Origin of the sequence: Micromonospora sp. NPDC050276, from assembly GCF_044459545.1 — a bacterium.
In the GTDB taxonomy this organism is placed as follows: domain Bacteria; phylum Actinomycetota; class Actinomycetes; order Mycobacteriales; family Micromonosporaceae; genus Micromonospora.
In genome coordinates this window covers 38537-58628 of the sequence record NZ_JBITJA010000014.1, presented here as the reverse complement: position 1 = coordinate 58628, position 20092 = coordinate 38537, and the positions used below count along the sequence as shown (strand labels likewise).

Here is a 20092-nt window from a genome sequence, read left to right as displayed (position 1 = left end):
AGATGAAGATCGTCTCTGTCGACACACTGGTCGTCGACTTCTACCGTACGAACCTCGTCATCGTGCGCGTCCACACCGACGAGGGGATCGTCGGGCTCGGTGAGGCCACCTTGGAGGGCAAGGAACGCGCCGTCCAGGGTGCCATCGCCGAGCTGGCCGAGGCGGTGGTGGGCCAGGATCCCACCAGCATCTCGAAGATCCTCTACGAGACCGCGCGGGACTGGTACTGGCGCGGAGGGCCGGTCATCATGACCGCCTTGAGTTCGCTGGAGATGGCCCTCTGGGACATCTCGGCGCGCGAGCTCGGCGTACCGGTCTCCCGGCTGCTCGGCGGTGCGACCCGGGACCGCGTCCGCGCGTACGCCAATGGTTGGTTCTCCGGGGCCGTCACGCCGGAGGACTACGCGACCGCCGCGCTCCGGACGGTGAAGTCCGGCTTCCGGGGCTTCAAGTGGGACCCGTTCGAGAACTACGACCTCACCATCACGACCACGCAGTTGGACCGGGTGCTCGCCCAGATCGACGCGGTCCGCGCAGCGGTGGGCCGCGAGGTCGAGTTGTTCGTCGAGGGGCATGGCCGCTTCGACGTCCGGCACGCCATCAAGGTCGCGAAGGAGATCGCCCAGTTCGATCCGGTGTGGTTCGAGGAGCCCTGCCCGCCGGACAATCTCGACGCGCTCGTCGACATCCGTCGCGCGTCGCCGGTGCCGATCGCGGCGGGGGAGCGGTGGTACGGCCGACAGGGCTTTGCGCCGGCGCTGGCCCGCCAGGCGGTCGACTTCGTCCAGCCCGACGTCACGCACGCCGGCGGCATCGCCGAGCTGGCCTTCATCTCGACGCTCGCCGCGACCAGCTACGTGGGCTTCGCGCCGCACAACCCGAGCGGTCCACTGAGCACGGCCGCGACGCTGCAACTCGGGGCGACGCTACCCAACTTCCGGTACCTGGAGATCATGGCGACGGACGTGCCCTGGCGGCCCGAGATCACCAACGAGCGGTTGGTGCTGACCGACGACGGCGACATCCTCATCCCGACCGGGGTCGGCCTGGGCATCGAGGTCGATCTCGCCGCGATCGAGCAGCATCCGTTCACACCGCACCCGCTGCGGATGTTCCAGGACGCCGTCTACGACATCCGTCCCCGCGACGAGCGGTCCTTCTTCAATCTGGAGAGCGACTCATGACGGTGCCACGGCCCCGAGCAGGGGCCGCGGGTGGGGACTGGGTCGGGACCGCCGCCGAGGCGTTGCCGGACGACGCCGACAGCGTCCTCATCGGCCGGATCTGGGATCCCTCCGGCGACGGCCCCTCGCCCGTGACCGTCCGCGGCGGTGAGGTCATCGACATCAGCCATCGCTTCCCGACCGTCCGGGACATCTGCGAGCTGCCCGATCCCGCCGCGACGGTGGCCGGGCTCGACGGGACGCCGGTGGGCGACTTCGGGGACATCCTGGCCAACACGGCAGCCGCGACCCGGGACCGTACCCGGCCCTGGTTGCTCGCTCCGGTCGACCTCCAGGCGCTCAAGGCCGCCGGCGTGACCTTCCCGATCTCGATGATCGAACGCGTGATCGAGGAACGGGCACGGGGAGACCTGGCGCTCGCGGCGGACATCCGGCACCGCATGCTCGCCGACGTCGGCGTCGACCTGCACAGCCTGGAAGCCGGCTCGGCCGAGGCGGATCGGCTCAAGAGTCTGCTGGTCGCCGAGGGCATGTGGAGTCAGTACCTGGAGGTGGGCATCGGTCCGGACGCCGAGATTTTCACCAAGGGTCAGATCCTCTCCGCCGTCGGCACGGGTGTCCCGGTCGGCGTGCTCGCCGCATCGACCTGGAACAACCCGGAACCCGAGGTCACTCTCATCGTCCAGTCCAGCGGTCGGATCATCGGCGCCACCCTCGGCAACGACGTGAACCTGCGCGACATCGAGGGCCGCTCGGCGCTTCTGCTTCCCCTGGCGAAGGACAACAACGCCTCCTGCGCCCTCGGCCCGCTGATCCGGCTCTTCGACGACCGGTTCGGCATGGACCGGGTACGCGAACTCGAGGTCCGCCTGGAGGTGCACGGCGAGGACGGCTTCCACCTGGAGGCGGTCTCGGAGATGACGCAGATGTCGCGCGACCCGCAGGAGTTGGTGCGGCAGCTGATCGGACCGCACCACCGTTATCCCGACGGCGCCGCCCTGATGCTCGGCACCATGTTCGCGCCCATCCAGGACCGGGACCGCCCCGGCGAGGGCTTCACCCACAAGGTCGACGACGTGGTGCGGATCAGCTGTCCGGCGCTCGGCACCCTGGTCAATCGGGTGCGGCATGCGGAGGAGTGCGAGCCCTGGCACTTCGGCGTCCGCGATCTCATGGGCAATCTGGTGAGGAGAGGACTGCTGTGAACGTGGTCAGCACGGTCGATCCACGCGACGGTCAGCGTCGCGCGACGGATCTCACCGAGACCGACGAGTCTCGGCTGGCGGTGATCGCCGGTCAGGCATCCCGGGCGGCGCAGTGGTTGGCCGACCGGGGGAGGCTTGGCCGCGCGGAGTTGCTGGACGCGATCGCCGCGTCGCTGGAGTCCCGTCGGGTGGACCTGGTCGCTGCCGCCGAGGCGGAGACCGGTCTGAGCGACGCGCGGCTGGACGGGGAACTCACCCGGGCGGCGGTCCAGTTCCGGATGTTCGGCGAGGTGCTGCGCGACGGAGCGTACGTCGAGGCGGCCATCGACCACGCCGCCGACACACCACTGGGACGTGGCCCGGACCTGCGACGGATGCTCGTACCCCTCGGACCGGTCGCGGTCTTCGGGGCCAGCAACTTCCCGTTCGCCTTCTCGGTCGCCGGTGGTGACACCGCCGCCGCGCTCGCCGCCGGTTGTCCGACGATCCTGAAGGCTCACCCGTCACACCCGCTGACCTCGCACGCCTCCGCCGCCGCGATCGAGTCGGCCGTCCGCGACCTCGGCGGGCCCGAGGGTGTCATCGCGACCGTGTACGGGGAGCAGGCCGGTCGTTCGCTGGTGCGCCACCCGGTGATCCGCGCGGCCGCGCTGACGGGCTCCGTCGGCGCCGCCCGCGCCATCCAGGCGGCCATCGACGAGCGTCCCGATCCCATTCCCCTGTACGCCGAACTGAGCAGCGTGAACCCGATCGTCGTCCTACCCGACGCGGCCACCGACCGGGGTGACCAGATCGCCGAAGGGTTGTTCGGCTCCTTCACGAACTCGGGCGGGCAGCTGTGCACCAAGCCCGGCCTGGCGTTCATCCCGGCGGGCTCCGGTGGCGACCGCCTGGTCGACGCGCTGCGGGTACGGGTCGCCTCCTCGGGCGGCACGGTTCTGCTCAACGAACGCATCCGGGACGCGTACGAGAACCGGGCCACGGAGTTCGAGCGGGCCGGCGCTCGGGTCTCGGCGCGGCCCCAGGTCGACCCCGGCGTGGGCTTCACCGTCGCGCCGACTCTCCTGGAGGTCGGCCTGTCGGGACTGACCGCGGAGATCGCCGACGAGTGCTTCGGCCCGCTCATGGTCGTGGTCCGCTACGACGACGCCGCCGACCTCGATGCCGCGCTGGCCGCCGTCCCGCCGTCGCTGACCGGATCGCTGCATCGCGGGCCGGGCGATGACGCCGACGTCGTGCGCCGACTGGTCGACGTGCTCGCCGCCCGCGCCGGTCGGATCGTCTTCGACGGCTATCCCACCGGTGTCCGCGTGTCGTGGGCCCAGCACCACGGTGGGCCATGGCCGTCGACCAACGCCGTGCACACGTCGGTGGGTGCCACGTCGATCCGCCGGTTCCTCCGCCCGCTGGCGTGGCAGGACGCCCCGACCTGGGTGCTTCCCGAGGAGTTGCGAGACGAGTACGCCGCCATTCCCCGACGCGTCGATGGGAGGTTGCAGCCGGCGACGCAATAGCCACGTCGGCACGTACCCACACGCGCGTTTCCTGACGGCGTGCGACGGGCGCGCGAATTCATTGACGAATTGGTTCGACAGGGAATTCGCGCGCCCGGCGTGTCGGGGTCGCTGAATCGCGCCCAAATCCTTTCACCGCAATTCCGGGGACTGATCTGCAAAAGCCATCTTGACCGTCAATGCGATTCATGGTTCTGTTTTCGACAGGGAACGATGTTAGCGCTCGCACAGCTGCATCGCTCGTTACTGGTATCCCTTCACCTCACCATCGAATGGTCGGTCGACCGCTGGGTGCGGTCTGACCACACACCGAAGAGGGAGCAGGACCATGCCCGTCGCACCACCCCGTCCCCTGCTGCCGGCACGGACACGCCGGCTGATGCTCACGCTGCTCGCCGCCCTCACCGTCACGGCCGCCACGGTCGCCGCGCCGGCGGCGTCGGCCGCACCACCCGCACCGCTGGGCCCGACCGTCACCCGCACCGACAAACCCCCGACCGGCTACACCGTCACCTTCCGGTACCGGGCACCGGAGGACGTCCAGCAGGTGCACATCTACGGCGACTGGTTCTACTCCCGACCGGAGAACATCGCCTGCCAGGACTGCGGCGACGCCCGGCCGCCCGCCGAGTGGCAGCCCGGAGACGTGGCGGCCACCCCGTGGCACACCCAGGCCATGCGGAAGGGCCCCGACGGGGTGTGGACCTTCACCACCCCGCTGCCGGCGGGCACCTTCCGCTACGCCTTCACCCACGACTGCGCCAACGAACTCGCCACCGGCTGCGCGCTGCACGACGACCCGGCCAACCGGTGGCAGATCCAACCGCAGTACCCGGGGGCGCCCGGTGCCGTACGGAGCACGATCTACGTCCCGGCCAGCAAGAAGTTCCCGACGTACGACACCGGCTACCAGGCGCCGGTCGCCAGGGTCGGCCGGCTGGAGTCCCGGCGGTACACCTCGCCGCTGTCGACCAATCCGGCGGGAGTGCACGACATCGTCGTCTACCTGCCGCACGGCTACGACCCCAACCGGGCCATCCCGTACCCGACCCTCTACCTGAGCCACGGCAGCGGTGACCACTCGACGGCCTGGACGATGCAGGGCGTTGCCCACCTCATCCTGGAGAACGCGATCAAGGACCGTGCGGCGCAGCCCATGGTGATCGTGTCCACCGACTTCAACGGCCTGCCCGGCGGCAACGAGGGCTTCGTCAACGAGCTGCGCAACAACATCTTCCCGTTCGTCGAGCAGAACTACCACGTCTCGACCCGGCCGCAGGACCGCGCGTTCGCCGGCTTCTCCGCCGGTGGCAGCCGGGCGTACACCATCATGTACAACCACACCGACCTGTTCGGCTACCACGCGGCCTGGAGTGCGGGCGGCCCGGCCGCCACCCAGGCGCAGATCGACAGCATGAAGGCGGTGGCCGGCGGCATCATGATCGGCACCGGGCTCCAGGACCGGCTGGGCAACATCGCCGAGAACTCGCAGCGCAACGCCGCCGCCCTGCGGGCCGCCGGCGTCGAGCTGGACGAGTACAACGTGCCGGGCGTGCACACCTGGCACGTCTGGCGTCCGCTGCTGAACCACTACCTGCGGGCGCTGGCGTTCCGGGCCACCACGACCGACCTCGACGTCACCACGTCGCCGGCAGGCGGGTCGCACCGCACGAAGGTCACCGCCACCGCGACGGTCGGCGCGGTGAGCACCAGCACGGTGGCACCTGCCGGCACTGTCGTCTTCTACGCGGGCGACACGCACCTCGGGTCGGCTCCGGTGCGGCACGGCGTGGCCCGGCTGACGAAGACCGTCCAGGGTGAGCTGACGGCGCCGGTGGTCGCCCGCTACCAGGGCGACAAGTTCTTCAGCGAGTCCCAGAGCGCACCCGTCGACGCCCGGTAGGCCGGGCTCGACCCGTATTCCCTGTGGTGGGGACACCCCGGCCGCGCACACCCTGGCTCTACCAGGGGGTGCGCGGCCGGAGTGGTCTACGGGGTCAGGTCGGCGGCCCGCAGCCGCAGCATGGTCCAGGACGCGGGTGGCAGGGTCAGCTGGACGCTGGCGTCGGCGCCGCGTGCCGTGCCGTTGGGGCGCGGCGCGGCGTGGTCCGGACCGTCCGCCGTGTTCTTGGCGTGCAGGTCGGTCCCGCCGACGGTGACGCACTCGATGATGTCGGTCACCTGCGCGCCGGAGACGTCGATGGTCACCTCGGCCGGCGTGGTGGTGACGCGGTTGACCAGGAACACGGTCATCTCGCCGGTGCTGTCGTCCCAGGTGGAGACCGCGTCGACCGCGTCCACCTCACCGTAGCGGTCGGTGCTCGTGGTGCTGCCCTCGCGGAGCACGTCCAGGACGGCGCCCTGGGCGTGCCGGGCCGTACGGGCGAAGGGGTGGAAAATGGTCTGACGCCAGGCCGAGCCCCCGGTTTCGGTCATGATCGGTGCGATGACGTTGACCAGTTGGGCCTGGCACGCCGCGGTCACCCGGTCGCTGTGCCGCAACAGGCTGATGAGCAGGCCACCGACGACGACGGCGTCGGCCACGCTGTAGTGATCCTCCAGCAGTGGCGGCGCTACCGGCCAGTCCTCGCCGCTCGGCGGAGTGGACGGGGCGGCGGACTGGTACCAGACGTTCCACTCGTCGAACGCGATCATGATCTTCTTGGTGGACCTGCGGATCGCCCCGACCGAGTCGGCGATGGCGGTCACGGCGTCGATGTACCGGTCCATGTCCTCGGCCGAGGCGAGGAAGCTGGCCAGGTCGTCGTCCACCGGCTGGTAGTAGGCGTGCAGCGAGATCAGGTCGACATCGTCGTACGCCTCGGTCAGCACGTCCCGTTCCCAGCTGCCGAAGGTCGGCATGCCGAGGTGCGACGAGCCGCAGGCGACGAGTTCGAGATCGGGGTCGAAGCGGCGCATGGCCTTCGCGGTCTGCGCCGCGAGACGCCCGTACTCGGTCGCGCTCCGCTGGCCCACCTGCCACGGACCGTCCATCTCGTTGCCCAGGCACCACAGCTTGATCCCGTACGGGTCGGTCGCCCCGTTGGCGCGGCGCTGGTCGGCGAGGTGACTCCCGCCGCGGTGATTGGCGTACTCCAACAGGTCGATGGCCTCGGCGGTGCCGCGGGTGCCGAGGTTGATCGCCATGATCGGGTCGACGCCCGCCTTGCGGACCCAGCGCATGAACTCGTCGAGCCCGAACGCGTTGGTCTCCAGGCTGTGCCAGGCGAGGTCGAGCCGGGCCGGCCGTTGGTCGACTGGGCCGACGCCGTCCTCCCAGCGGTAGGACGAGACGAAGTTTCCGCCCGGATAGCGCACCGTGGTGACGCCCAACTCGCGGACCAGCGCGAGGACGTCGCCGCGGAAGCCGTCGGCGTCGGCGGTGGGGTGCCCCGGCTCGTAGATTCCGTTGTAGACACAGCGGCCCAGGTGCTCCACGAACGAGCCGAAGAGCCGACGCGGCACCGGTGCGACGCGTCGGCGGGGGTCCAGGGTCAAGCGGGCCTCGAGGTGGGTGTTCAGGGCTGGCTCCCTTCGTGCGGGGTCCGACGCGGAGAACTCTGCCGGGCGCCGGGACCGAGGGGTGGTGGGGGCAGTGTGAGCTCTGGACAGCGTGGTCGCCTTCGATTACGTTGTCGATCTATGTAAACGTTACCGATTACGTTTACGTAAGGGAACACGGCATCTGGATCAAAGTTGTCGCTGGCCCGGCCCCCACGCCATGCCGCCGCAGCTGGCCGGGTGTCTCGCTCTCACGCTTCTGGCGGGTGATTGGGGTGACCGGGTGACCACTGTTGAGCCGGAGATCGAGGCGACCTACGCCGACGCGACCGCGCCCGTCGACGAACGGGTGGCGGACCTGCTGGCCCGGATGACCCGCGAGGAGAAGCTCGCGCAGCTGGGCAGTACGTGGGCGTTCACCCTCCTGGAGGGTGGACGGTTCGCGGCGGAGCGGGCCCGGCCGATCCTTCGACACGGCCTGGGGCACGTGACCCGCGTCGCGGGCGCGACCAGCCTGAAGGCGGCGCAGGTGGCGCGGGCCGCCAACGCGATCCAGCGCTTCCTGGTGACCGAGACCCGACTGGGCATCCCGGCGATCGTGCACGAGGAGGTCTGCTCGGGAGTGATGGCCCGCGAGGCGACCATCTTCCCGCAGGCGATCGGCGTCGCGAGCACCTGGGCGCCGGAGCTCAACCGACAGCTCGCGGACGCCGTTCGCGCGCAGATGCGTGCCATGGGAAGCCACCAGGGGCTCTCGCCGGTGCTGGACGTGGTGCGGGACCCGCGGTGGGGCCGCACGGAGGAGACCTACGGCGAGGATCCGTACCTGGTGTCCCGGATGGGGGTGGCGTTCGTCCGGGGCCTGCAGGGCGCCGACCTGACCGACGGAGTCCTCGCCACGGCCAAGCACTTCGTCGGCTACGGGGCGTCCGAGGGCGGGCTGAACTGGGCGCCGGCCCAGCTGCCACCGCGTCTGCTGCGCGAGGTCTACCTGTACCCGTTCGAGGCGGCCGTCCGCGAGGGTGGGCTCCAGTCGGTGATGGCCGGCTACCACGAGCTGGACGGGGTCCCGTGCCACGCCAACCGGGAGCTTCTCGCCGACGTCCTGCGGGGGCAGTGGGGCTTCGCGGGCAGCGTGGTCTCCGACTACTTCGCCGTCAACGACCTTCACTCGTACCACCACTTCGCCCCGGACCAGCAGCAGGCGGCGGCGGTGGGCCTCGACGCCGGAGTGGACGTCGAGCTGCCGGCGACCGACGCGTACGCGGACGCCCTCACCCGCGCCCTGGATGCCGGCGAGGTCAGCGAGGCTCGACTCGACGAAGCGGTCTCGCGGGTGCTGCGGCACAAGTTCGAGCTCGGGCTCTTCGAGAACCCGTACGTCGACGAGGACGCGGTCGGCACGACGGCGGAGGCCGAGCGGCACCGGAGCGTCGCGCTGGAGATCGCCCGTCGCAGTCTCGTCCTGCTCAAGAACGACGGCGTCCTGCCGCTGCTCGGGGCTGCCGGAACGGTCGCCCTCATCGGCCCGAACGCCGACGACGCCCGCCACCTGCTCGGTGACTACTCGTTCGCGGCCCACATCGAGGCACTGGTGGAGGCCCGTAAGCGCAAGGGCCTGCTCGGCGAGATGATGACGATCCCGGACGATCTGGAGATCGACGAGAGCACCGACGGTGTGCCCACGGTGCGGGACGAGCTCGCGGCGCGGCTGGGCGAACGGTTGCGCTTCGCCCCGGGCTGCGACGTGCTCGATCCGTCCACCGAGGGGTTCGCCGAGGCGGTCGCGGTCGCCGCGGCGGCCGACGTCGCGGTGCTGGTCCTCGGGGACCGCTCGGGGCTGACGCCCGGTGCCACCACGGGCGAGTCGCGCGACCGGTCCAGTCTGGACCTGCCGGGAGTGCAGGAGGAACTGGTCCGTGCCGTGGTCGCCACCGGCACGCCCGTCGTGGCGGTGCTCGTCGCCGGCCGACCCGTCGGCAGCGACTTCCTGCACGAGGAGTGTGCCGCGGTGCTGATGGCCTGGCTGCCGGGGGAGACCGGGGCGCAGGCGATCGCCGAGGTCCTTCTCGGTGAGGTGAACCCGAGCGGAAAGCTGCCGATCTCGTACCCCCGTAGCGTGGGCCAGATCCCCGTCTTCTACGGCCACAAGGTGTCCGGCGGACGGTCGCACTGGCACGGCGACTACGTGGATTCGCCGGTCAGCCCGCGATACGTCTTCGGCCACGGCCTCGGCTACTCCTCGTTCGCGCTCGACGACGCCACCGTGGAGAGCGCGGAGGTCCGCGCCGGAGACAGCGTCGGTGTCCAGGTCACGGTCACCAACACCGGGCAGCGGGCCGGGGAGGAGGTCGTGCAGCTCTACGTTCGCGACCCGCAGGCGACGGTCACCCGACCGGTGCTCGAACTGAAGGCCTTCGCCCGGGTCGCGGCCGCCGCCGGCCAGCGGGTGGCGGTGCGGTTCGAGCTACCCACCGGCCAGCTCGGTTTCTACGACCGGGCCATGGCCTACGCGGTGGAACCCGGGCAGATCGAGGTGTACGTCGGCTGCTCGTCGAACGACCGTGTCCACGCCGGTACCTTCGTCATCGGTGCGGACGCGGGCCGGCCGCCGCAGAAGGCCTTTACCGGGAGCACCGAAGTTCGGGGGCTGTGAGCGCTCACAGCCGTAGGGAATGGTTCCTTACGGAGAGTGCCGTCCCGTTGTCAACGGGTCGAGCCATTGGTGGAACCACGCTCCACTTTGATCGCCGGAAAAGTCGGTCGACCACATCCGTGTTGACGGCGACCGACGGTGCGCCGGGCCCTTGCGATCATCCAGATAGGACCTCCTTTTCGGCGCTCCGACGAGGGCGAGAAGGTCTTGTGTTCGTAATCGTTGTCGGTTACGTTGGCAACATCCTGGAAACGTAACCGATAACGATTGCAGTCCAGAGAGAGCGGCATGATCGAAGTCAATGCGCCGGTAACAATGAGTGATGTCGCCCGGGCCGCCGGCGTTTCCACCGCCACCGTCTCGCGCGTGGTCAACGGGCATTACGGCGTCAGTGCCCGCACGATCGCTCAGGTGCGTTCCGCCATCGAGCAGCTCGGCTACGAGTCGAGTCTGGTGGCCACGAGCCTCCGGCGCAGCCGCACCAATGTCCTGGGCCTCGTCGCGCACAGCTTCCAGTCGTACACGGCGGAGGTGCTCAAGGGCGTCATGAAGGCGTTGAGCCGGTCGGGCTTCGACCTGATCATCTACGCCAACAGCGACCTCTACGGCTCGTATTCGGAGGGCTGGGAGCAGCGGCACCTGACCCGCCTGTCCGGCACCCTCACCGATGGCTGCATCGTCGTCACGCCCTGGGGTGAGGTGCGCAGCCGGACGCCGGTCGTGGCCATCGACCCGGTGCGGGGCTCGACGGCGCCCTCGGTGATGGCCGACAACCTCGCCGGCGCCACCACCGCCGTCGAGCACCTGCTCGGCCTGGGCCACCGGCGCATCGGGTTCATCGCCGGCCGCGACAGCCTGGCTTCGGCCTGGTCGCGGGAGGAGGGCTACCGGGCCGCGCTGACCGACGCCGGCGTCCCGGTCGACCCGACGCTGATCGGCCGGGGGGATTTCAACCCCGAGTCGGCAACTCCGTTGGCGCGTGTCCTGCTGCAACGACCGGACCCGCCGACGGCGATCTTCGCGGCCAGTGACGGGATGGCCCTCAAGGTTCTGGAGGTCGCCAGGGAGCTGGGGTTCTCCGTGCCCGGCGACCTGTCCGTCGTCGGGTTCGACAACATTCCGGAGTCGGCGTTGACCGAGCCGGGCCTGACCACTGTGGACCAGTCGATGTATCAGCTCGGGTACGAAGCCGCCCGGATGTTGAAGTCACTGGTGACCGGCGAGTGGGACGAGCCCCGCCAGATCGTGCTTCCGACCAGCCTCGTGGTCCGCAGCTCGACCGCACCACCGACGAGCGCGGCACGACCATGACATCTGTCCACGGGCGCCAGCGCGGCCCGCTTCCGACAAAGCGAGCAGGGTTGGTGCACCCGTGGCAGGAGCCGGAAGGAGGTGCACGCAACACGCACGGCGAGATCCACCGATGAGTTGAGCCGGTCAGTCGGGTCGCATCCGCTGCCGGCACATGAAAGGAGTGGAGCGTGACAACCGAACAGTATCACGGGCGCTTACGCCGTTCAGGCGTACGCCGGCTCTCGGCAGCGTTCACCGCCGGAGTCATCGCCATGGCAGCGGCCCTGCTCGCGCCGCAACCAGCGGCGGCGGACACGCCGTGGCTGAGCGTCTCGGCGGACCGCTACGCCTCGTTCGCCGTTCCGGCCGCGTACGTCCAGGAAAAGCTGGGCACCGTCTCGCAGGTCGTCGTCGAAGGCAACTTCGGCCCGTCCGCCTCCTGGTCGGAATTCGGTCTGACTCGCCGGGGCGACGTGTGGTCGGGTGTTCTCGGCGCACTGGAGCCCGGGCTGTACCAATACCAGCTCACCGCCGACGACACCAAGACCATCAAGGACCCGACGAACAGCACCAGCGTCGCGTCCAACCCGCTGCGGAGCACGTTCCTCGTCGCGGGCGACTCGGCGCGGTGGCTGGTCGACGCCCAGCCCGGCTCCGGTGGAGCGATCGAGACGCTGACCTACCGCACCAGGAACGGTCAGCGGTCGGCTCTGGTCTGGACCCCGCCGGGATACGCGGCCAAGGGCGCGAAGGGTTACCCCGCGCTCTTCCTGCAGTCGGGTGACGGGGTGGCCGCCACCGACTGGCTCGACCTCGGTCGATCCAAGCAGATCCTCGACAACCTCTCGGCCGCTGGCGCCATCCGGCCGATGGTGGTGGTGATCAACGATGCGAACGGCTCGGACGACAAGCAGTTGACGGACCTCCGCAAGGCGGTCGCCGACAACTACCGGGTCCTTCGCGACCCGGCCCACCAGGCGATCGCGGGTGTGTCCGACGGCGCGACCGAGGCGGTACGCGGCGCGCTCACCAAGCCGGGTCAGTTCGGCTACGTCGGCTGGTTCTCGGGCACCTCGGCCCCGGCTATCGACCGGAAGGGCGCCAAGGCGATCAACCGTGGCGTCAAGATGCTGCGGCTGTACACGGGGAACGTGACCGATCCCGCGTACAACCCCACCTACCGCTTGATGAAGGCGTTGGGCCGCGCCGACGTCCGGTTCGAGTTCGACGGCGTCAACCCGGACGGTGGGGCGAACTGGACCACCTGGCAGGAGAACCTCGTCGACTTCCTGCCGCGACTGTTCGGGCCCGTGCGGGACGACGGGCCCAGCCCCGGTCACCAGCGGCTGAAGGGGGAGTTCGCTCCACCGCCGGCCGGCACCACCCCGACGCCCTTCGTCACCGAGGACGGGTTCGTCACCTTCGAGACCACCACCGCGTTCAAGGACGCCCAGCACGTCACGGTCTGGGCGAACGTGGCGCCGGGCGGTAGTTGGCTGCGTCTGCCGCTGACCCGCGACGGCGACCGCTGGCGGGCGACCGTGGGTCCGCTGAAGCCCTGGTTCTACTACTACCGGCTGATCGTGGACCGGGTCGCGGTCAAGGACGCCTCGAACCCGACGAGAGTCACCTCCGAACCGATGTGGAGCACCTTCCTCATCCCGGGGCCGGGTGCCCGACTGCTCTCGGACGTGCCCGCCGGTCGCGGCGGGAAGGTCGAGAGCATGACCTACCCGAGCACGGTGGCCGGCCAGGACCGGACCGCGCTGGTGTGGACCCCACCGGGGTACGACCCGGGCCGGGCGCAGCCGTACCCCGTTCTCTATCTCCAGCACGGCAGCGGCCAGAGCTACACGGACTGGGTAGAAATGGGCCGCGCCAAGCAGATCCTCGACCATCAGTTCCTCGACGGCGACCTCACGCCGATGGTGGTGGTGATGGGCAACGGCAACTCGTCGAACTTCAACCAGGAGCTGCGGGAGAACATCGTTCCGACGGCCCGTGCCCGCTACCACATCTCCAGCGATCCGTCGCAGCAGGCCCTCGCCGGCCTGTCGATGGGCGGCGGGCAGGCGCTGGGTGTGCTGCGCGCCTACCCGGGCGAGTTCGCCTACGTGGCAGCCCTGTCGGCCGGGTTCGGCAGCGGCACCGGCGTCGACGTCGAGGCGATCAACAACGGCACCACGATGCTGCGCCTGTACGTCGGTGACCGGACCGACTTCGTGTACCCGAGCTTCATGGCGTCACTGACCACGTTGAACAACCTCGGTATCCGCTACGAGTTCGACGGGGTGACCCCCGGGCCGCACGGCTGGGACGTGTGGCAGAAGAACCTCATCGACCTGGCGCCGCGCCTGTTCAAGCGCTAGGAGCCTTCGCCGGCGACGCCACCGGGAGCAGGGATTCCTGCCCCGGTGGCGGCCGCCAGCGTATGGATGCTGTGCACCGCCATCGCCGAAGGGAACCATCTCAATGAAGAGAAGACGGATACTCGCCACGGTAGCCATGCTCGTGGCGGGGAGTGGCCTCGTCGCCTGCTCGTCCGACGAGGGTGGCAGCGACGCGAGCAACTGCACGAACACCATCACCAAGCAGAACGTGCCGGTCGTGACGATGTGGGGCTGGTACCCCAACATGCAGCTCGTCGTCGACAACTTCAACAAGCAGCACGATGACGTGCAGGTCTGCTGGACCAACGTCGGCCAGGGTGGCGACGAGTACGACAAGTTCCAGACCGCCATCTCGGCGGGCACCGGGGCCCCTGATGTGATCATGGTCGAGGCGGACCGGATCCCGACCTTCCAGATCCAGGGCGCGCTCGTCGACATCAAGCAGTACGGCTACGACGCGGTGAAGGCCAACTACAGCGAGGGCGCCTGGAAGGACGTGTCGGTCGGTGACAAGGTCTACGGCGTCCCGGTCGACGGCGGCCCGATGGGCATGATCTACCGGAAGGACATCTTCGAGAAGTACAAGGTCACTCCGCCGAAGACCTGGGCCGAGTACGAGCAGACCGCGCAGAAGGTGAAGGACGCCGGTGGTCCGCTCTTCGGTGACCTCGGCGCGAACGTTCCTGCGGTCCTGATGGCGCTGCAGATCCAGAAGGGTGCCACGCCCTTCACCTACGACCCCGCGCAGCCGAAGGCGATCGGTGTGAAGCTCAACGACCAGGCGTCCAAGGACGTGCTGGACTACTGGGGCGGCCTGGCCAAGAAGGGGCTGGTCGGTACGCAGGACCAGTTCACCCCGGAGTACATCTCCGGCGTGATCAACGGGAACTACGCGACGTACATCTCGGCGGCGTGGGCGCCCGGCTACCTCACCGGCGCGGGCGTGGGTAAGGGGCAGGACACCGGCAAGTTCGCGGTGGCGCCGCTGCCGCAGTGGGATCCGGCCAACCCGGTGCAGGTGAACTGGGGTGGGTCGGCCTTCTCGGTGACCAAGCAGGCGAAGAAGCCGGAGCTGGCGGCGAAGGCCGCCTACGGGCTCTACGCCGACAAGGAGTCGCTCACCGACGGCTGGACCAACCAGATCATCTTCCCGCTGAACCTCACGGCGCTCAAGGACCCCGCGTTCGCCGACCTGAAGGTGGCGTTCTTCGACGGTCAGCAGGCGAACAAGGAGGTCTACCTTCCCGCCGCCGACGCCTACAAGGGCGTCGCGTACGCCCCCTTCGGTCAGTACTACCTCGACGCCATGACGAAACAGGTCAGCGAGATCATCAAAGGCTCGGTCACCGGTTCACAGGCTGCTGACCGGGTCCAGGAGGACGTGGCGAAGTACGCCAAGGAACAAGGTTTCACCGTTCAGTGACCGGACGGGTGGGCCGCGCCGGCACTGGGCGGCCCACCCTCCACCCCCAGCGTCCACGTCCCGGAGACCAAGATGACACTCCTGACCGAGAAGCGCGCACCGCGTCCTCAGCATGAGACGCGCAAGATCCGTGGCAAGGTGCACCTCCGCGAACACCTGATGGGGTGGCTCTTCGTCGGGCCGTTCGGGGTGGTGTTCCTGGCGTTCCTCATCGCGCCGCTGGCGTACGCGTTGTACCTCAGTCTCTTCCAGAAGAAGCTGATCGGCGGTACCAGCTTCGTTCTCTTCGACAACTACGTGAAGGCGTTCACCGACCCGAGCTTCCTGTCCGGGGCGTGGTTCGTCATCCGATTCTCGCTCGTCTCGATCCCGGTGCAGATCATCATCGCGCTCGTGATGGCTCTGATCCTGGACTCGGTGACCACAGTGTTCGCGCGCTTCTCCCGCCTCATGATCTTTCTTCCGTACGCGATCCCGACCGTCATCGGAGCGGTGATGTGGGGGTTCCTCTACAGCAAGGGATTCGGCCCGCTCACCGACATCTTCGGGCTGTTCGGCGCCACCGCACCCGACTTCCTGAGCAGCGACCTGATCTTCTACGGCCTGCTCAACGTGGTCACCTGGCAGTGGGCCGGCTACTACATGATCATCCTGTACGCGGCGTTGCAGGGCGTCGATCCGACGCTCTACGAGGCGGCCCGGATGGACGGCGCCGGGCGGTGGCAGGTCGCGACGCGGATCAAGATCCCGCTGATCGCGCCGGCGCTGATCCTGATCCTGGTCTTCTCGCTCATCGGCACCCTGCAGTTCTTCAACGAACCGCAGATCCTGCGATACCTCGCCGCGGGCACGATCGGGTCGGACTTCACCCCCAACATGTACGCGTACCAACAGGCGTTCTCTCTCGCCAACTTCAACTACGGGTCCGCCATCTCCTTCGCCCTCGGCGGGATCGTGTTCATCTGCGTGTACGCCTTCCTGTTCTTCACCCGCAAGCGGAGGAGTTTCCTCTGATGACCGAGCACACCAGCGTCCGCGCAGGCGCCCGCCGACCGCAGCGCTACCTCCCTCTGCAGATCCTCCTCGGCTTCCTGGTGATCTACTTCCTCGTACCGTTCTGGTGGGTCATCGTCAACAGCTCGAAGGACGCGCCGGGCCTGTTCGGCGGTGGTAACACCCTCTGGTTCACCGACCAGATCGACTACCTCGGCAACCTCCGGCAGCTCTTCACCTACGACGGTGGCATCTACCTCCGGTGGATCCTCAACTCCACGCTGTACGCCATCGCCGGCGGAATCGGCGCCACGGTCCTGGCGGTCATGGCCGGCTACGGGTTCGCCAAGTACCGGTTCGCCGCCCGACGCTTCAGCTTCGCCATCGTGCTCGGCGCGTTGATGGTGCCGGCCACCGCTCTGGTCATCCCGACCTTCATCATGTTCTCCCGGCTCGGCCTGACCAACACGGTGTGGGCGGTGATCCTCCCGTCGCTGCTCAACCCGTTCGGCGTCTACCTGATGCACGTGTACGCGCGCGACGCGGTGCCCGACGAGCTTCTGGACGCGGCGCGGGTCGACGGTGCGGGAGAGCTACGGACGTTCATTCAGATCGCTCTTCCGCTGATGCGTCCCGCGGTGGTCACCGTGCTGCTCCTGTCGGCGGTGGCGTCCTGGAACAACTACTTCCTGCCGCTGGCCATGCTCTCCGACAACCGGCTCTTCCCGGTGACCGTCGGCCTCGGCCTCTGGCAGGGGATCGCGTCCGCCAACAACGCGGGAACCACCTCGCTGTGGAGCCTCATCATCCTGGGCTCGCTGCTGTCCGTGATCCCGCTGATCATCGCGTTCTTCAGCCTGCAACGACACTGGCGCGGCGGGCTGTCGGTCGGAGGTCTCCGCTAGCCCGTAACCAATCCACCACACGCATTGATCGCCGCAGAGGACGCGGCCGGACGGATGACAGGAAGGTGTGCTGATGTCGACGACGGATCGAGCGCCGCGCAGCGGGCAGTGGTTCGGTGCGGAGGGCCGCAACGGGTTCATCCATCGGTCCTGGATGCGCAACCAGGGGTTCGCGGACGACGTCTTCGACGGTCGTCCGGTGATCGGCATCGCCACCACCTGGTCGGAGCTGACCCCCTGCAACGCCCACCTACGGGACCTGGCCGAGTCGGTCAAGCGGGGCGTGTGGGAGAGCGGCGGCCTGCCGCTGGAGTTCCCGGCGATGAGCCTGGGTGAGCCGCTGATGCGACCCACGACCATGCTCTACCGCAATCTGCTGGCGATGGAGTTGGAGGAGTCGGTTCGCGCCAACCCGCTCGACGGCGTGGTCCTGCTCTCCGGCTGCGACAAGACCACACCCGGCCTGCTGATGGGAGCGGCGAGCGTCGACCTGCCGACCCTGATGATGACCGGCGGTCCGATGCTCAACGGCAAGTTCCGGGGCCAGGACATCGGCTCGGGCACGGTGGTCTGGCGTTTCACCGAGGAGATGCGGGCCGGGCGGATGACCGCGGCCGACTGCTCCGAGGCGGAGGTCGGCATGTCCCGCAGCCGGGGTCACTGCATGACCATGGGCACGGCCTCCACGATGGCCTGCGTGACCGAGGCGCTGGGCGTGCAACTGCCGGGGGCCGCCGCTGTGCCGGCGGTCGACTCCCGGCGGTACGCGCTCGCGCAGGCCGCCGGACGGCGGATCGTCGCCATGGTCGAACAGGACCAACGGCTGTCCTCGGTGCTCACCAGGCAGGCGTTCGAGAACGCCATCCGGGTCAACGCCGCGATCGGCGGGTCCACCAACGCGGTCGTCCACCTGCTCGCCATCGCCGGACGCCTCGGCGTCCCCCTGTCGTTGGAGGACTTCGACACCCTCACCGCCGACGTGCCCATGCTGGTCAACCTCATGCCGTCCGGGGCGTACCTGATGGAGGACTTCGCCTACGCGGGCGGCCTGCCGGTGGTGATGAAGGAGCTCGCCCCGCTGCTGCACATGGACCACGTCACCGTCAGCGGCAGGAGTGTGGCGGACAACGTCGGGGGCGCCCAGTGCTGGAACCGGGACGTCATCGGCACCCTGGAGGAGCCGTTCCAGCCCGTCGGTTCGGGCACCGTGGTGCTGCGCGGGTCGCTCGCGCCGTCCGGGGCGGTGCTGAAGGTCTCCGCCGCCTCCGCCCAGCTCCTCACGCACACCGGCCCGGCACTCGTCTTCGACCGGATCGAGGACTACGTCGTCGCCGCCGACGACCCGGACCTCGACGTCACCCCCGACACGGTGATCGTCGTCCGTAACGCCGGACCACGGGGCTACCCCGGCTTCCCGGAGGTGGGCAACGTGCCCATGCCACGGCGGTTGCTCGCCGATGGCATCACGGACATGGTGCGCATCTCCGACGCGCGCATGAGCGGCACCGGGTACGGCACCTGCATCCTGCACGTGGCACCGGAGGCGTCCGTCGGTGGCCCGCTCGCCCTGGTACGCACCGGTGACCTGGTCTCCGTCGATGTTCCGACGCGCCGCCTGGACCTGCTGGTCGACGACGCGGAACTCGCCCAGCGCCGCTCCACCTGGCAGCCGCCGAAGCCGGTGGCCCACCGGGGTTGGGTGCGGCTGTACAGCGAACACGTTTTGCAGGCCGACAGCGGCGCGGACCTGGACTTTCTCGTCGGTGGCAGCGGCAGCGCGGTGCCCCGTCACTCACACTGACGGCCACGGACGGACGAGGCCCACGAGGAACTGATCCCATGGAAGAACGGACGGGCCGCCAGTGCGAGTTCCCGCAAGGGCCGCTGTGACAGCGGCCGACCGGCCACCGGTCATGGCCGATGTCGCTCGCCTCGCGGGCGTGTCACACCAGACGGTGTCCCGGGTCATCAACGGTGCGCCCAGCATCAGGCGCGAGACGCGGGAGCGGGTCCTCGAGGCCATTCGACGACTCGACTACCGCCCCAACACGGCCGCCCGTGCGCTGGTTCGCGGACGGTCCGGGATGATCGGCATCATCGGCACGGCCAGGACACTGTTCGGTCCGACGAGCATCCATCGCAGCGTCGAGGACGCCGCCCGCGCGGCCGGCTACTTCGCCACCTCGGTGAGCCTTTCCGAGGTGACGGTACGGGCGCTCAGCGACGCCACCGAACACCTCATGCGCGTCGGCGTCGAGGGCGTCGTGATGATCGCCGGCAACGACGAGGCGCTCGAGGTGGTGCGGATGACACGCTCGGGCGTGCCCTTCGTCGTCGTGGAGGGCGATCTGTCCAGGGCCAGCGTGACCGTCGGCGTCGACCAGGTGCTCGGCGCCCGGATGGCCACCGAACACCTCCTCGACCTGGGGCATCGGGAGATCGTGCACGTGAGCGGCCCGCTCAACTGGGCGGAGGCCCGCGCCCGCCTCGAAGGTTGGCGTCAGGCGATGAACGCGGCGGGCCTGCGCCCGCCGGAGCCGGTCGAGGGCGACTGGCGAGCGCCCAGCGGCTACGCCGCCGGGCTGCGGATCAGGGCGATGCGTGCCACGACGGCGGTGTTCGCCGCCAACGACCAGATGGCCATCGGCGTGCTGCGCGCGCTGCACGAACGCGGCCGGCGGGTGCCACAGGACGTCTCCGTCGTCGGATTCGACGACGTCCCCGAAGCGCCCTACCTCATCCCGCCGTTGACGACGATCCAGCAGGATTTCGACGCCGTCGGTCGACGGGCCATCACGGCCGTCACCCAGGCCATCGACGACACGGTGCCGCAGCGCCTGCCACTAGTTGTCCCCAAGCTCGTGGTGCGCCAGAGCACGGCACCGCCGACGGGGGCCACCAACGCCCTCTCGGGCGCTGACTGATCCCGCACCTGTCGGTCCAGTGGTCCGCACGTCATTTCACCGAAATTCGGCTAGCTGTCAGGTTCTGTCCGATGCGTGCTTCTCTTCCCTCGCAAGGCTCAGGG

The 20092-nt window shown here is 69.1% G+C and carries 14 protein-coding genes; 12 read left to right on the top strand and 2 right to left on the bottom strand.

What is annotated here, in order from left to right:
• Positions 1–2: 2 nt before the first annotated feature.
• From ACIBF8_RS25945 to ACIBF8_RS25930, 4 genes are all read left to right on the top strand, one after another.
• Positions 3–1184, top strand: a complete 1182-nt coding sequence (locus tag ACIBF8_RS25945) for a mandelate racemase/muconate lactonizing enzyme family protein (RefSeq protein WP_396786341.1) — start codon at positions 3–5, stop codon at positions 1182–1184.
• Entirely contained in the window at positions 1181–2389 is a 1209-nt protein-coding gene (locus tag ACIBF8_RS25940) for a fumarylacetoacetate hydrolase family protein (RefSeq protein WP_396786339.1), read from the top strand. Before ACIBF8_RS25945 ends, ACIBF8_RS25940 begins: the two co-directional genes overlap by 4 nt.
• A complete protein-coding gene (locus ACIBF8_RS25935; RefSeq protein WP_396786338.1) occupies positions 2386–3903 on the top strand; it encodes an aldehyde dehydrogenase family protein in 1518 nt (505 codons plus the stop codon). The genes ACIBF8_RS25940 and ACIBF8_RS25935 overlap by 4 nt, the downstream gene beginning before the upstream one ends.
• A 328-nt stretch (positions 3904–4231) precedes the next feature.
• Positions 4232–5806 carry an alpha/beta hydrolase-fold protein gene (locus ACIBF8_RS25930; protein ID WP_396786337.1) on the top strand — a complete coding sequence of 525 codons (1575 nt, stop codon included), beginning with the start codon at positions 4232–4234 and terminating at the stop codon, positions 5804–5806.
• Positions 5807–5892: 86 nt separating this feature from the next.
• On the opposite strand, the gene ACIBF8_RS25925 is transcribed toward ACIBF8_RS25930, so the two are convergent.
• Positions 5893–7401 carry an alpha-N-arabinofuranosidase gene (locus ACIBF8_RS25925; protein WP_396786336.1) on the bottom strand — a complete coding sequence of 503 codons (1509 nt, stop codon included), beginning with the start codon at positions 7399–7401 and terminating at the stop codon, positions 5893–5895.
• A 286-nt stretch (positions 7402–7687) separates the two neighbouring features.
• On the opposite strand from ACIBF8_RS25925, the gene ACIBF8_RS25920 reads away from it, so the two are divergent.
• Entirely contained in the window at positions 7688–10060 is a 2373-nt protein-coding gene (locus ACIBF8_RS25920) for a glycoside hydrolase family 3 N-terminal domain-containing protein (RefSeq protein WP_396786335.1), read from the top strand.
• A gap of 50 nt (positions 10061–10110) precedes the next feature.
• On the opposite strand, the gene ACIBF8_RS25915 is transcribed toward ACIBF8_RS25920, so the two are convergent.
• Complete coding sequence (locus ACIBF8_RS25915) at positions 10111–10434, bottom strand: hypothetical protein (protein ID WP_396786478.1); 324 nt, start codon at positions 10432–10434, stop codon at positions 10111–10113.
• Here ACIBF8_RS25915 and ACIBF8_RS25910 point away from each other — a divergent pair.
• The 7 genes from ACIBF8_RS25910 to ACIBF8_RS25880 all read left to right on the top strand — a co-directional run bounded on the left by ACIBF8_RS25910 (position 10349) and on the right by ACIBF8_RS25880 (position 19988).
• Positions 10349–11371 carry a LacI family DNA-binding transcriptional regulator gene (locus tag ACIBF8_RS25910; protein ID WP_396786334.1) on the top strand — a complete coding sequence of 341 codons (1023 nt, stop codon included), beginning with the start codon at positions 10349–10351 and terminating at the stop codon, positions 11369–11371. The genes ACIBF8_RS25915 and ACIBF8_RS25910 overlap by 86 nt on opposite strands.
• Before the next feature lie 170 nt (positions 11372–11541).
• The gene (locus tag ACIBF8_RS25905; protein ID WP_396786333.1) at positions 11542–13722 is read left to right on the top strand and encodes an alpha/beta hydrolase-fold protein; all 2181 of its coding nucleotides are present in this window, start codon (positions 11542–11544) and stop codon (positions 13720–13722) included.
• Between the two features lie 103 nt (positions 13723–13825).
• Positions 13826–15166 (top strand): ABC transporter substrate-binding protein, encoded by a 1341-nt coding sequence (locus ACIBF8_RS25900; protein ID WP_396786331.1) that lies wholly within the window; start codon positions 13826–13828, stop codon positions 15164–15166.
• A 72-nt stretch (positions 15167–15238) separates the two neighbouring features.
• Positions 15239–16180, top strand: coding sequence for a carbohydrate ABC transporter permease (locus ACIBF8_RS25895; RefSeq protein ID WP_396786329.1), 942 nt, complete (start codon positions 15239–15241; stop codon positions 16178–16180).
• A complete protein-coding gene (locus ACIBF8_RS25890) occupies positions 16180–17064 on the top strand; it encodes a carbohydrate ABC transporter permease (protein WP_396786328.1) in 885 nt (294 codons plus the stop codon). Before ACIBF8_RS25895 ends, ACIBF8_RS25890 begins: the two co-directional genes overlap by 1 nt.
• Before the next feature lie 73 nt (positions 17065–17137).
• Positions 17138–18865, top strand: coding sequence for an IlvD/Edd family dehydratase (locus ACIBF8_RS25885; protein WP_396786327.1), 1728 nt, complete (start codon positions 17138–17140; stop codon positions 18863–18865).
• Positions 18866–18977: 112 nt separating this feature from the next.
• A complete protein-coding gene (locus ACIBF8_RS25880) occupies positions 18978–19988 on the top strand; it encodes a LacI family DNA-binding transcriptional regulator (RefSeq protein ID WP_396786326.1) in 1011 nt (336 codons plus the stop codon).
• Positions 19989–20092: the final 104 nt, after the last annotated feature.